This window comes from Arthrobacter sp. Ha26 (assembly GCF_059091705.1).
On record NZ_JBNHGX010000004.1, the window covers coordinates 328,726 to 341,694 of the forward strand.

Consider the following 12,969-nt stretch of genomic DNA (forward strand, 5'->3'; position numbering starts at 1 on the left):
TCGCCGTGCCGGCACGCGTGTTGCTTCGTCCGCGGGAACGCCACGCCCCGTCACTGCGGCAGTTGCGGAAGGTGCGCTTCGTCAAGGACAAGGCCCGGGAGCGGATCCGGGCCGGCGCCCCAGTGCTGGGCGCGGCGCGCCGCGTCCTGGAGGGCCGCGAGTGCCCACGCGCGCGTGGCACCGCCGGCCAGCGCCACGACATCGGCGTACGGCGGCAAGGTGTCAGCTTCCAGTCCGGCGAGTCCGGCCGCGGGCGAGTCGAGGAACCCTTGGCCCAGGACGTATCCCGGCGGCTGGAGTGGTGGCGTGCCGCACTGCGTTAACGCATACTCCCGGCCTTCGGCCGCAAGGTCCTGGTGCCGGGCAAGGTATTCCGACGCCGGTCCGGCAGCTTCAGGAGGCAGGCGGCTGAGTGCTGCCTGGTAGCCGTACACCGTCTCCAGTTCGGCGCCGGCGGCCACCACCAGGGCGGCTCCCAGGCTGACGCCGTCAGAAGGCGGCGGGGCCGGGCACGTTGTGGCTTGCGGCGCCGCTGCCTCGGAACCTTCCTGTCCGGGCGCCGTCTCCCGGGAAGCTCCCGATGGGGAACCTGATGCCTGGGTAGCTGCATCTTGGGTCTGTGCTTCTTTGCCCGCGGTTCCTTGGCCTGGGGCCGCTTCGCTGCCTGTGCCGGCCGGCACTCCCAGCCGTTCGGCGGCGAGGAGCTGCGCCGTGCCGACGGCGGCCAGCAAACGTGCCATGCCGCCGTCGGCTGTCTCTGCGTCTTTGAGCCGTTGCCGGCCACTGGCGGCGAGGTCCGCTCCCAGTTTGGGCAACGTGGTTGTGGCAGCAGAACCTCCGGCAGCAGAACCCGTGGCAGGAGCACCGGAGGAACGCGGAGCGGCGGCCGGAACCCCCGTTGACGCGGAGCCGGGTGCCGTGGATGCTGCGGGTGACGCTCCAGCGCCGGTGGAGGCGGCGTTCCCGGGCAGGAGCAGCGCCCGGGCCTGGAAGGTCAGCAATGTCACAACCTGGGTGGCGGCATCTGCCACGGAAGTCTCCGCCGCGCCGCCTGCTCCGGAAGCGGCAAGTTCCATCCCCGCCGACCTCAACTCCAAAGCGTCCTCCAATGCCGCCGCCCGTGCCTGTTCGGAGAAGGGCGGTTCCGCAGGAGCGGGCGGTTCAGGCGGAATCAAAGCGAAACCCAGGCTGAGGACGAGCAGGGCCGCGAGCGAAAAAACGGCATACCGGAAATAGCGCATCCGCGGGCGGTTTTCCTGGTTGTCGTCTTTCACAACAGACCATGGTGTCACGCCAAGGGGGAAACTCCGTGCACCAATGAACCGGTAAAATAGCTACGCTAGTAAACAACATCATCTATAGGGAGGCAGCCGGCATCGTGAGCAATGCAGAAGCCATGGCTTCATCAGACCATACCGGAACGGGCAGGGCTGAGGCCGCACACAATCCGGAAGCTGCACGGCTCAGGGCGCTCCTTGAACCCTCGGTCCAGGCCAACCGCCTGTACCTTGAGGACGTGGCCATCATCCCCGGTTCCCACCGTGTGGTCCACGTAGTGGTGGACCTGCCGCAGGAGGAAACCGGCGGAGTCGGCCTTGACGTCATTGCGGATATCTCCAAGGTGCTTTCTGATGTGCTGGACAACGATCCCGGCGACGACGGCCGTCCCTACGATCTCGAAGTCTCCTCGCCCGGCGTCGGACGGCCATTGACCGAGCCGCGCCACTGGCACCGCGCCAAGGGGCGGATGGTGAAGGTGAACGTCCTCCAGGGCGAGAACGTCACGGGCCGAATCCAGGCAGTGGACGAATCCGGCGTCACCATCGTGCCCGAGATCGCCGTCAAAAAGGGGATGAAGCCCAGGCAGGGCGATCCCGTCAAGCTTCCTTTCGACAGGATCCGCAACGGAAAAGTCGAGATCGAATTCAGCCACCTCAATGAGGCCGGTCTGGAACCTGAACACAATGGACCTTCTGAGGAGGCCTGATGGATATTGACATGAGCGCACTGAGACTTCTGGAGCGTGAGCGTGAAATCCCGCTGGACCTCCTGATCCCCACCATCGAGCAGGCCCTCCTGGTGGCCTACCACAAGTCGCCGGGCGCCTTCGAAAAGGCCCGCGCGGAACTGGACCGCAAGAGCGGCCACGTGACTATCTGGGCCGTGGAGATTGACGACGACGGTGCCCCCATCGGCGAGTTCGAGCACACCCCCGAGGGCTTCGGCCGCATCGCCGCCAGCACCGCACGCCAGATCATCCTGCAGCGGCTCCGCGACGTTGAGGACGATAACGTCCTGGGCGAGTTCAAGGGCCGCGAAGGCGAACTCGTCGCCGGTACCATCCAACAGGGCCACAACCCGCACATGGTCCAGGTCAACCTGGGTACCGTCGAAGCGCTTCTGCCCCCGCCCGAACAGGTGCCGGGGGAGAAGTACATCCACGGCAACCGCCTGCGCGCACTGGTGATCGACGTGCACCGCGGCACCAAGGGCCCGTCTGTCACGCTGTCCCGGTCCCACCCGGGGCTCGTCCGGAAGCTCTTCGAACTGGAAGTCCCCGAAATCGCGGACCGCTCGGTGGAGATCGTTGCGCTGGCCCGCGAAGCCGGGCACCGCACCAAGATCGCCGTCAAGGCAAATACCGCCGGCATCAACGCCAAAGGTGCCTGTATCGGTGAAATGGGCTCCCGCGTGCGGGCCGTTATGACCGAACTGAACGACGAAAAGATCGACATCGTCGATTTCAGCGAGAACCCCGCCACCTTCATCGCCAGCGCATTGTCGCCTTCGCGGGTGAATTCGGTCACCATCACCGATGAAGCCACCCGTTCTGCCCGCGTGGTGGTTCCCGATTACCAGCTTTCCCTGGCCATCGGCAAGGAAGGCCAGAACGCCCGCCTGGCAGCCAAACTGACCGGCTGGCGCATCGACATCGTTTCCGATGCGGCGGCCGGCCGCGACAGCTAGTCCGCCGTCCACGGTGCGGCCACGCCGGAACTGCTCTGCGGTTTCGGGTAGAACGGCCCCGAGGGGCTAGAATAGAAAAGGCCGCGCCCAGCGGCCGGCACCTTTGTGCCCTGAGTTTGCCCCTTTCGCTGATACGGCGGAGGGCCCGGCATTCCCGGGGCCAGCAGATATGAATGTCAGGAAGATGACCGTGGCAGTGCTTTCCACCGGAAATCAACCTGAGCGTACCTGCATCGGATGCCGGAAGAAGGGCCTGCGGTCGGAATTGCTCCGGCTCGTCGCCGAAGGCAGCGGATCAACCGCTGTCCTGGTGGATGAACGACGCCGGCTGGCTGGCCGGGGTGCTTGGCTGCACCCCAGCGAATCGTGCCTGGCTCTGGCGATCAAGCGGCGGGCTTTCGGACGTGCCCTTCCGGGCGCAACCGGAACTGCCGCCGTCGAACACTGGATCAAGCCGGAAACGAATGTTGCAGGCACCACGGCAACTGCAACACCAACCGTCCAACCTGAAAGCGGGTCAGAAATCTGATGGAAACCCGATGAGTTCCCAGCGATGAGTGCGCAACGATGACAACTTTGTTGCGCTCTGCAATGGGCCCTTTCGCAATAATCGCGGCTGGGGTCCGCAGTAAGAAGTAGACGGTTCGTGCCTGGCTCGGTGCGGACCGAGACAGGAGAAATGTGGCCAAGGTCCGCGTACACGAGCTCGCCAAAGAGCTCGGTATTACTTCCAAAGATGCAGTGACAAAACTGCAGGAACTGGGCGAATTCGTTCGCTCTGCCTCTTCCACCATTGAGGCCCCCGTTGTGCGTAAACTGCGCAACGCCTTCCCCGACGCTGCTGCCAAGGCCTCAGCACCGGCGGCCGCGCCCAAGGCGCCCGCCCCGGCCGCAGAAGCGCGTCCTTCAACTCCGGCTCCCGGCCCGGCTGCCCCCAAGGCTCCGGCCCCCGCGGTGCAGGCACCCACCCAGGCTGCTCCCGCAGCACCGGCCCAGCCTGCTGCGTCGGCTCCGGCGGCACCTGCTTTCAGCCAGCCCGCAGCTCCGGCTGCGTCCGCCACTCCGTCCACCGGCACTGCTCCGTCTACCGGCGCAAAGCCCGGTGCACGCCCGGCCCCCAAGGCTGAAACTCCGGCGGCCCCCACCCGCCCCGGCGGACAGGGCGGCTCGGCAGGCAGCTCCGCCCCGCGTCCCGGCGGTCCCCGTCCGGGCAACAACCCCTTCGCCACCTCCCAGGGCATGCCCCGCGGCCGTGGCGGCGACGGTGAGCGTGCTCCCCGTCCGGGCAACAACCCGTTCGCAACCTCGCAGGGCATGCCCCGCCCGGGTGGCGGCCGTACCGACGGCGACCGCCCCGGCGGTCCGCGTCCCGCAGCAGGCGCTGGTGGCCCCCGTCCCGGTGGTCCCCGTCCCGCGGCCGGCGCTGGCGGGCCGCGTCCGGCAGCAGGTGCCGGTGGCCCGCGTCCGGGTGCACCTCGTCCCGGTGGTGCCGGTGGAAACCGTCCCACTCCGGGCATGATGCCCAACCGTACTGAACGCCCGGCTCCGGCCGGTGCGGGACGTCCCGGTGCCGGTGGCCGTGGTCCCGGACGCCCGGGCGGCGCTCCCGGAACCGGTGGTCCCGGTGGCGGCGGCGGTGCTCCCGCCGGTGGTGGCTTTGGCAAGGGCGGCCGCGGACGCGGCGGCACCCAGGGTGCCTTCGGCAAGGGCGGCGCCGGACGTGGCAAGCAGCGCAAGTCGAAGCGCGCAAAGCGCCAGGAACTTGAGCAGATGAGCGCCCCGTCGCTGGGTGGCGTGAGCGTACCCCGCGGCGACGGCAACACTGTTATCCGGCTGCGCCGCGGCTCGTCCATCACGGACTTCGCCGACAAGATCGAGGCAAACCCCGCCGCACTGGTGACCGTTCTGTTCCACCTCGGTGAAATGGCAACGGCCACCCAGTCGCTGGACGAGGAAACCTTCGCGCTGCTGGGTGAAGAACTCGGTTACAAGCTCCAGGTTGTGTCGCCGGAGGACGAGGAGCGCGAGCTGCTCTCCACCTTCGACATCGACTTTGACGCCGAACTCGAAGCCGAAGGCGACGAAGACCTCGAGGCACGTCCTCCGGTTGTCACCGTCATGGGCCACGTTGACCACGGTAAAACCCGCCTGCTCGATGCCATCCGCAAGTCCGACGTTATGGCGGGCGAACACGGCGGCATCACGCAGCACATCGGTGCCTACCAGGTCACGCACACCCACGAAGGCGACGACCGCAAGATCACCTTCATCGATACCCCGGGCCACGAGGCGTTCACCGCCATGCGTGCCCGTGGTGCGAAGGTCACCGACATCGCCATCCTGGTGGTCGCAGCGGACGACGGCGTTATGCCCCAGACCGTTGAAGCCCTCAACCACGCGCAGGCAGCCAACGTGCCCATCGTGGTGGCCGTGAACAAGATCGACAAGGAAGGCGCCAACCCGGACAAGGTCCGCGGCCAGCTGACCGAGTACGGCCTGGTTCCCGAAGAATACGGTGGCGACACCATGTTCGTTGAGGTCTCCGCCCGCCAGAACCTCAACATCGACGAGCTGCTCGAGGCAGTCCTGCTCACCGCGGACGCTGCCCTGGACATGCGCGCCAACCCGAACAAGGACGCCCGCGGTATCGCCATCGAAGCAAACCTGGACAAGGGCCGCGGTTCCGTTGCCACCGTCCTGGTGCAGTCCGGTACCCTCCGCGTCGGCGACACCATCGTGGCAGGCACGGCCCACGGCCGTGTCCGTGCGATGTTCGACGACGACGGCAGCGCCCTGACCGAGGCCGGCCCGTCCCGCCCCGTCCAGGTGCTGGGTCTGTCCAACGTGCCGCGTGCAGGCGACACCTTCTTCGTGACCGCTGACGAGCGCACCGCCCGCCAGATCGCCGAGAAGCGTGAAGCTGCGGACCGCAACGCCGCCCTGGCCAAGCGCCGCAAGCGCATCAGCCTCGAAGACTTCGACCAGGCCGTCGCCGAAGGCAAGATCGACACCCTCAACCTCATCCTCAAGGGTGACGTGTCCGGTGCCGTGGAAGCCCTCGAAGACGCCCTGCTCAAGATCGACGTCGGCGAAGGCGTGCAGCTGCGCGTCATCCACCGCGGTGTTGGTGCCATCACGCAGAACGACGTCAACCTGGCAACAGTGGACAGCGCCGTCATCATCGGCTTCAACGTCAAGCCCGCCGAGCGGGTTGCCGAACTGGCAGACCGCGAAGGCGTGGACATGCGCTTCTACTCCGTCATCTACTCCGCAATCGATGACATCGAGATGGCGCTCAAGGGCATGCTCAAGCCGGAATACGAAGAGTTCCAGCTGGGCACCGCCGAGGTCCGCGAAGTCTTCCGCTCCTCCAAGTTCGGAAACATCGCCGGCTCGATCGTCCGCTCGGGCATCATCCGCCGCAACACCAAGGCCCGTATCAGCCGCGACGGCAAGATCATCGGTGACAACCTCACCGTTGAGACGCTCAAGCGGTTCAAGGACGACGCCACCGAGGTCCGCACGGACTTCGAGTGTGGTATCGGTCTTGGGTCGTACAACGACATCTCCGAAGGCGACATCATCGAGACCTTCGAGATGCGCGAGAAGCCGCGCGTCTAGTCTGTCTGTTGTTAGGGGCCGCCTCCGAGTTTTGGGGGCGCCCCGCCCCTACGCTGGGCGGCAGAGGATCTTGCGATCCTCTGCCGCCCAGCTCCGGTAGGCCCGATGCCACTCCCGGGCGCCCCCAAAACTCTCCGGCATCGTCCCTGACTTACCAAGGTGCGTGGCAGCATAGGCAGCTTTCTAAGCCGAGCTGCCGATCCGCCGTCGTACGTCCCACATTTTTCTTCTTTCTTTAGGAGTTGTTCATGGCTGATCCGGCACGTGCTGCCAAGTTGGCGCAGCGGATTAAGGTTGTTGTTGCTGAGGCCTTGGGCCGGAAGGTTAAGGATCCCCGGCTGGAGGGCATTACTGTTACTGACGCCCGGGTGACCAATGATCTGCAGCACGCAACTGTGTATTACACCGTCCTGGGCGACCAGGCTGTCCAGGCTGATGCTGCCAAGGGCTTGGAGAAGGCCAAGGGTGTGCTTCGGCAGGAGGTGGGGCGCAACCTTAGTATCCGCCTGACTCCCACCCTGGAATTCGTCTCCGACGAGATCCCCGTTATCGCATCGAACCTCGAGGAGCTGCTGCGCGAGGCCAAGAAGCGTGACGCCGAGGTGGCCGCCCTCGCAGCCCAGGCGCGGCATGCCGGGGACCCCGATCCCTACAAGAGCGATGCTTCAGCCGACGTGGAGATCGATGAGGACGACTTCGACGAAGAGGACCTCGACATCGCAGATGCCGAAGAACTCGACGAAGACGGCCACAAGTAGCAGCAAAGCGTACGTAGCAGGAGGCCCGGACCATATGGTCCGGGCCTCCTGCTTCCCTGAGAACTTTGTCAGCTGACTAGTCGATATGGACCCGGATCACTTTGCCCATGGACGGCCCTGCCGGAGGAGGCGCTCCCGGGCCTTCCGGGGCGCCGGACAGCGCGTCAACCGTGGCGTACAGGTGTCCGTCCTGGAATTCGACGGCCGCGGGCTGGTTCACCGCCAGGAATTCCGAACGGTGGTCCCCCCAGCAATTGAACTTCAGGATGTTGCCGCCGAAGAGCGACGCCACGTAGACGTCTCCGTTGTCCGCAATTGCAAGGCCCGTGGGGGTAAGGATGCTGTCCGCCCAGAGCTTCATCTCGCCGGTCCAGCGGTTGACCTTGAATATTGCGCCGCGTTCGCCCAACTCCGGGCTTTCCGGGCCGCCGGGCAGTGACGTCACATAAAGCCAACCGTCAGGGCCAACCTCTACGTCCGTGGGAACAGGCTCGAACCCGTATTTCTCACCAGCAACGCAACCTGGCACGCCAAGGCCGCCCTCCTCAACAGGACGGGCAGCGCTCTCCGGAATAACCGTGCGCCGCGGCGGCAGCACTGCAAGAGTGGAAATATCGCCGCTCTCAAGGTCCACTTCAAGGATGGCGTTCGCGCCCGCGTCCGCTACATACGCCTTGCCGCTCCGCACCGCCACGCCGTAAGGATGCGAGTCCACCAGGCCGTCGTAACGTGCGGGCGGGAACTCGGGCCAGCCGGCCAGGCATTCGTCCGAAACCCCTGAACCGAAGCCGTAATGCTGCTCGCCGTCCGGGTTGTGCTTGCGTTCGTAGTGGGCCAGGTCCGCGATGGTGCGGACATCTCCGTCCTCGTCGATGGACTTCAAGTAGCCTTTGAGGGCGTCAGGATCACCGAGGCCGGCGCCTATGCTTTCCACGAAATAGGTGGTTCCGTGGCGGACTTCCACGCCGCCAACGTCCCAACCCATTTCGGCCTGATAGAGCGTGGTGGTGGTGCCGTCATCGTTGACGCGGCTGAGGAGGCCGAGGGCGTTCTGGGTGACGAGAACGGTTTCCTCCGAATCCACGGCCAGGCTGAGGGGTGCGGCCAATCCCTCAACCAACGTGCGCGGAGGGTGCTCACTGGAACCGGCAGCGGCAGGTCCGGCGGGAAGGACTATCGCCGCGGCAGCGAAACAGGCGACGAGCGGGAATTTTTTCTTCATTTCGGTACTCCGGTTGGCGCCCTTGAAGGGCCGGATAAGGAACCTCGGGAGAGGCAATAAATTCGGAACCCCCGGCGTAAGACTAGGCCTGTACCGGCAGGTAGTGTTTGGGGGCCTGCCCCCTATTCCGCCCCCTTTTTCATCCCCTAACCCGAAACCGGGCCAAGGACCGGTCAAGCAGGGGGACGCACGCCGGGTCCGCGCGACAGACCCGGGAGCCGGCGTCATCGGTCAGTCCACAGCTTCGTCCGCGTCGACGATGCCCTCGCCGTACACGCCGTTGTTCCCGGTCGTCCCTTCACAGGTCGCGTTCCAGTCCGGAGTCCGCCCCTCGTCGGTGTAGTCCTCCACACCGCCGGCAGGGCAGGCGTGGTCGTCCGCCGTCCGCAACAGCACGCGGGCCACGGTCTTCGGGTCAAGTACGTAACCGTCATGACCGCTGGACTTGCCCCGCTCCTGGATGATCAGCGCCGCGACGCCGGCGACGTGGGGCGACGCCATCGATGTGCCCTGCAGGTACGTGTAGAAGCCGCACGTGCCCTCATGGCAGTACTTGACCGACAAGGCGTCGACCGGGTTGCCCTCCGGATCGGCCAGGCCCTGCTCGATCGCCGCCTGGAGAGGATACGACGAGAGGATGAGATTCCCAGGGGCCCGGAACTGCGGCGTCCCGAAGTAGTCGCGAATCCAGCCACCCGGGGCAGCGATCTCAATGTCGCCGAACCCGTAGGTGGAGTAGTCAGCCTTCGTCCCTGACGGACCGACCGACGATACGCTGATCACCTGTGGAGCCTCGGTGGGCAGGTTGAGGCAGGTGTTCTTCACGACACGCGGCTGGGCGGTGTCCGGCGGGTAGTCCGGGCTGGTCCCGTCGTTGCGGGTCGGTGCGGCAAGGTCAATGTGCTCGTTCCCGGCGGCCGCGACCAGGGTCACGCCGCGGTCGGAGGCGTACTTCACTGCGCCCAGCACCAGTTCGCTGATGAGCCGCTGCTCGGTCAGTTGTGCGTCGGTTACGGTGCCACTTACGTACTCGTCGCGTGACGCGCAGTTGAAGAGCCACGGGTCGGTGTAGAAGCTCATGTTTACGACGTCGAGGTGGATGTCCCCCGAGTACACGAGTGCCTTGACCGTCTCGTAGAGGAAGAAGTAGCCGGAGTCCTGGCCGGCGCGCACATTCACCAGGGTCGCGTCGGGAGCCACCCCGCCGGTGCCGAAGTCGTTCTTGGCCGCGGCGACGATGCCAGCCACATGCGTTCCGTGCCCCTCATTGTCGACGTTCGCGGGGTCCTTGCAGTCCTTGTATTCGCAGGGTCCGTCGATGTCCGGGATGTCGGTGGTGAAGTTCCGGGACCGCTTCGCGTCGAAGTTGGGCGCGATGTCAGGATGCCCGGCATCGATTCCCGTGTCTATGATGCCAACGTCGACACCCTTGCCGGTGGCCTCCTCCCACGCGCCGCCGGGTGTGGCGCCGATCATCTCCATGTCCCACTGGAGGCCGGACAGCGGCTCTGCGTTGGGCTCGTGTGCGGACAAGCTCCCGGCCTCCCCGGGATGGCTCGCCTGTGCCCGCTCGGCTACCTGCGCCCGCTCGGTCGCGTCAAGCCGCTCGGTCGCGTCCAGCCGCTCACCGGCGTAGCGGTGCGGCATCCCCTGCCGGCCCACACCGACGGAGTGGTTCCGGGCGGCACCGCGGATGCCGGTACCGGCCTGCACCCTGTCCAAGAACGCGCCGTCGGGGGCCGTGACCAGGGCGAGGCCTACCTGGGAGGTGACGTCCTCCACCGTTCCGCCGGCGGCCTCGATCGCGGCGGTGGCGACTTCGGGGGTGCCGCTGAAGGAGACGACGAACTCACCCCCGGCCGCTGTCGCTCCGCCCTGATTCAGGGCTCCGTCCACGGCCAGGCTGAGAGGTGCTGCCAAACCCCCGGCCAACGTGCCCGGAGGCTGGTTACTGGAACCCGCAGCGGCGGGCCCGGCGGGAAGGACTAACGCCGCGGCAGCGAGACAGGCGACGAGCGGGAACTTTTTCTTCATTTGGGTACTCCGGTTGGCGTCCTTGAAGGGCCGGATAAGGAGCCTCGCGAGAGGCAATAAATTCGGAAAACCCCCGGCGCCAGATTATGACCGCGGAGCAACGTTGTCGCCGGGAACTGCCCCCCCCTTTTCCGCCCCCTATTTTTGTCCCCTAACCCGAACCCCTTTGGCTAGGATCGAGCTATGAACCAGGCGGACCACGGCGATGCCAACCAGTACCTCGAACGGGCGGTGGCCCTGGCCACCCGGAACGTTGCCGACGGCGGCGGTCCCTTCGGGGCTCTAGTGGTGACCAAGGACGGACAGGTGCACGAGGGCGTTAACCGGGTCACCCGCGATAACGATCCCACCGCCCACGCTGAGGTGGTGGCCATCCGCACCGCCGCTGCCGCCATCCGGCATTTCGACCTGAGCGGGGCCGTCCTGTACACCAGTTGCGAGCCCTGCCCGCTGTGCCTGGCGTCTGCGCTGTGGGCGCGGATCGACCGCGTCTACTTCGCCGCGGACCGCTACGGCGCCGCTTCGGCCGGCTTCGACGATGCAATCTTCTACGACTACTTCTCCGGTACGCGTCCCGAACTGCTGCCGGTCAGCAGGGGTGAGGTGCCGGCGTCGGACGCCCCGTTCCTGGCCTGGGGCGCTAACAAGAGGCGGAAGGACTACTAGGCATGGAAACGTCCCTCATCACGTGTCCCCACTGCGGGAAAACCAACCGGGTCCCGGCCAATGCCGCCGGCCGGCCCCGCTGCGGCAACTGCCGTGGCGGTCTGCCCTGGATCGTGGAAGCCGGGGATGCCGATTTCAGCACCGTGGCAGAACAGTCGCCCGTTCCCGTACTGGTGGACTTCTGGGCTGCGTGGTGCGGGCCGTGCCGCATGGTGAGCCCTGTCCTGGACAAGCTGGTCCGGGAGCGGGAAGGCGCCGTGAAGCTCGTCAAAGTTGACGTCGACACATCGCCTGGCTTGTCCCGCCGGTTCGACGTGCAGGCCATTCCTACGCTGATGGTGATCGTTGACGGCCAGGTTGCTGCCCGGCAGGCGGGAGCCGCCCCGGCGGAGGTGCTGCGGACTTGGCTGGACGGGGCACTTGCCGGAACGCGGCGCTGACACTAAAGGCGCTGACACTAAAAGCAAACGGGCACGACGCGGCGTTAAGACGCGGCGTTTAAACAGGGAAGCTGCTTAGGCCCGCTCCGGGAGCCGGGACAGGCCCTCCAGAAGTTCCTCCTGCTTGCCGCACAGCGCAACCCGTACCCATCCTTCACCAATGGAACCGAAAGCCGTCCCCGGCGCGAGGGCGACTCCTGACTCTTCGAGGAAGCGCCGGACCCAGGCCCGGACATCGCCGCCACTGACATGGGAGACGTCCGCCCAGAGGTAGAACGCGCCGTCGGCCTTCAGATACGGAATGCGTTTGGAATGAAGCACAGCGGACGCTGCGTCCCGGTTGGCCCGGTAGTGTCCGTGCGCGTGCCGCACGTACTCCTGCGGCCCGGTGAGGGCGGCGAGCGCTGCGTACTGTGACGGCGACGCCACGCAGGAGACGATCGACTCCATCACGTTGTTCATCTTTTGCTCGAGCCCGGGCGGGCACACCAGGGCACCGATGCGGAGCCCCGTGAGGCCGTAGGTCTTGGACAGCGTCAGTGACGTGAAGACGCGCGCCTCGCCCGGCAGTTCGCCGTCGAACATTGCCGGACTGACGTGCGGCACATCGTAGGTGAACGCCTCGTAGCACTCGTCCGAGATCACCCACAGATCGTGCCGGCGTGCCAGCTCCACCAGGTCCCGGGTCAGCTCTTCGCTAAGGACCGCGCCCAGCGGATTGGACGGAGAATTCAGGACCAGTACGCGGGTTCGGTCCGTGATGAGGGCGTCGATGTCCTCGGTCCTGGGCTGGAAGCCGTGCTCCGGGTAGAGCGGGTAGCCCACCGGGAAAGCGTTAAGAAGCCGGCTGGTCATGGCGAAGGTGGGGTAGCCCGGGTTGGGGATGAGGATCTCGTCGCCGGGGGAGAGCAGCAGGCTCATCGCGAAGTGCAGGCCCTGCTGGGCGCCGTCCACCACATACACACGGTCGGCGCCGATGCTGGTGTTGCGGCCGGCGCCCAGGCGTTCCCGGAACTTCGCCGCAAACGCTTCGCGCAGAGCTGGGATGCCCGCGTTGGGAGTGTAGTTGGTTTCGTCCCGGTCCAGGCAGGCGATGCCGGCGTCGAGGACGTGGCGCGGGAGCGGGAACCCCGGCTCGCCGATGCTGAGGACCAGGGCGCCGGGAGTACGCCACGCAGCCTCGGTGATCTCGCGGATCTGGTTGACGGGCACGTCGCGGACATGGGCGGCAAGCTCAGGCATGCCTGCCATCCTAACCGGC

The 12,969-nt window shown here is 66.3% G+C and carries 11 protein-coding genes; 7 read left to right on the plus strand and 4 right to left on the minus strand.

The annotated features are described in order from the left end of the window. Positions 1-50 precede the first annotated feature (50 nt). Positions 51-1,274, minus strand: a complete 1,224-nt coding sequence (locus AC5RVY_RS12215; protein WP_493954968.1) for a DUF4439 domain-containing protein — start codon at positions 1,272-1,274, stop codon at positions 51-53. Between the two features lie 104 nt (positions 1,275-1,378). On the opposite strand from AC5RVY_RS12215, the gene rimP reads away from it, so the two are divergent. The 5 genes from rimP to rbfA all read left to right on the plus strand — a co-directional run bounded on the left by rimP (position 1,379) and on the right by rbfA (position 7,346). Beyond that, on the plus strand, positions 1,379-1,987 hold the full coding sequence (rimP, locus tag AC5RVY_RS12220) for a ribosome maturation factor RimP (protein ID WP_493954969.1): 609 nt from the start codon (positions 1,379-1,381) through the stop codon (positions 1,985-1,987). Then, a complete protein-coding gene (gene nusA / locus AC5RVY_RS12225; protein WP_493954970.1) occupies positions 1,987-2,967 on the plus strand; it encodes a transcription termination factor NusA in 981 nt (326 codons plus the stop codon). The genes rimP and nusA overlap by 1 nt, the downstream gene beginning before the upstream one ends. Positions 2,968-3,151: 184 nt before the next feature. Beyond that, positions 3,152-3,496, plus strand: coding sequence for a YlxR family protein (locus AC5RVY_RS12230; RefSeq protein ID WP_493954971.1), 345 nt, complete (start codon positions 3,152-3,154; stop codon positions 3,494-3,496). 152 nt (positions 3,497-3,648) lie between these two features. Further along, entirely contained in the window at positions 3,649-6,588 is a 2,940-nt protein-coding gene (gene infB, locus AC5RVY_RS12235) for a translation initiation factor IF-2 (protein WP_493954972.1), read from the plus strand. Between the two features lie 248 nt (positions 6,589-6,836). Then, positions 6,837-7,346 (plus strand): 30S ribosome-binding factor RbfA, encoded by a 510-nt coding sequence (rbfA, locus tag AC5RVY_RS12240; RefSeq protein WP_493954973.1) that lies wholly within the window; start codon positions 6,837-6,839, stop codon positions 7,344-7,346. A gap of 76 nt (positions 7,347-7,422) precedes the next feature. Here rbfA and AC5RVY_RS12245 read toward each other — a convergent pair whose 3' ends face one another. Then, positions 7,423-8,568: a ScyD/ScyE family protein gene (locus AC5RVY_RS12245; RefSeq protein ID WP_493954974.1), complete on the minus strand. Its 1,146-nt coding sequence runs from the start codon at positions 8,566-8,568 to the stop codon at positions 7,423-7,425. 231 nt (positions 8,569-8,799) lie between these two features. Next, complete coding sequence (locus AC5RVY_RS12250) at positions 8,800-10,602, minus strand: S8 family peptidase (RefSeq protein WP_493954975.1); 1,803 nt, start codon at positions 10,600-10,602, stop codon at positions 8,800-8,802. Positions 10,603-10,785: 183 nt separating this feature from the next. On the opposite strand from AC5RVY_RS12250, the gene AC5RVY_RS12255 reads away from it, so the two are divergent. Together AC5RVY_RS12255 and trxA are read left to right on the plus strand one after the other, a co-directional pair. Further along, complete coding sequence (locus AC5RVY_RS12255) at positions 10,786-11,268, plus strand: nucleoside deaminase (RefSeq protein WP_493954976.1); 483 nt, start codon at positions 10,786-10,788, stop codon at positions 11,266-11,268. A 2-nt stretch (positions 11,269-11,270) separates the two neighbouring features. Then, positions 11,271-11,708 (plus strand): thioredoxin, encoded by a 438-nt coding sequence (gene trxA / locus AC5RVY_RS12260; protein WP_493954977.1) that lies wholly within the window; start codon positions 11,271-11,273, stop codon positions 11,706-11,708. A 75-nt stretch (positions 11,709-11,783) separates the two neighbouring features. On the opposite strand, the gene AC5RVY_RS12265 is transcribed toward trxA, so the two are convergent. Next, positions 11,784-12,950 carry a pyridoxal phosphate-dependent aminotransferase gene (locus AC5RVY_RS12265; RefSeq protein WP_493954978.1) on the minus strand — a complete coding sequence of 389 codons (1,167 nt, stop codon included), beginning with the start codon at positions 12,948-12,950 and terminating at the stop codon, positions 11,784-11,786. Positions 12,951-12,969 lie beyond the last annotated feature (19 nt).

What these genes read in the sequence shown, in the direction of transcription:
- trxA (WP_493954977.1), top strand. Translation starts at nt 11,271, where the DNA reads ATGGAAACGTCCCTCATCACGTGTCCCCACTGCGGGAAAACCAACCGG.
- AC5RVY_RS12250 (WP_493954975.1), bottom strand. Translation starts at nt 10,602, where the DNA reads ATGAAGAAAAAGTTCCCGCTCGTCGCCTGTCTCGCTGCCGCGGCGTTA.
- AC5RVY_RS12245 (WP_493954974.1), bottom strand. Translation starts at nt 8,568, where the DNA reads ATGAAGAAAAAATTCCCGCTCGTCGCCTGTTTCGCTGCCGCGGCGATA.
- rbfA (WP_493954973.1), top strand. Translation starts at nt 6,837, where the DNA reads ATGGCTGATCCGGCACGTGCTGCCAAGTTGGCGCAGCGGATTAAGGTT.
- AC5RVY_RS12230 (WP_493954971.1), top strand. Translation starts at nt 3,152, where the DNA reads ATGACCGTGGCAGTGCTTTCCACCGGAAATCAACCTGAGCGTACCTGC.
- nusA (WP_493954970.1), top strand. Translation starts at nt 1,987, where the DNA reads ATGGATATTGACATGAGCGCACTGAGACTTCTGGAGCGTGAGCGTGAA.
- AC5RVY_RS12265 (WP_493954978.1), bottom strand. Translation starts at nt 12,950, where the DNA reads ATGCCTGAGCTTGCCGCCCATGTCCGCGACGTGCCCGTCAACCAGATC.
- AC5RVY_RS12255 (WP_493954976.1), top strand. Translation starts at nt 10,786, where the DNA reads ATGAACCAGGCGGACCACGGCGATGCCAACCAGTACCTCGAACGGGCG.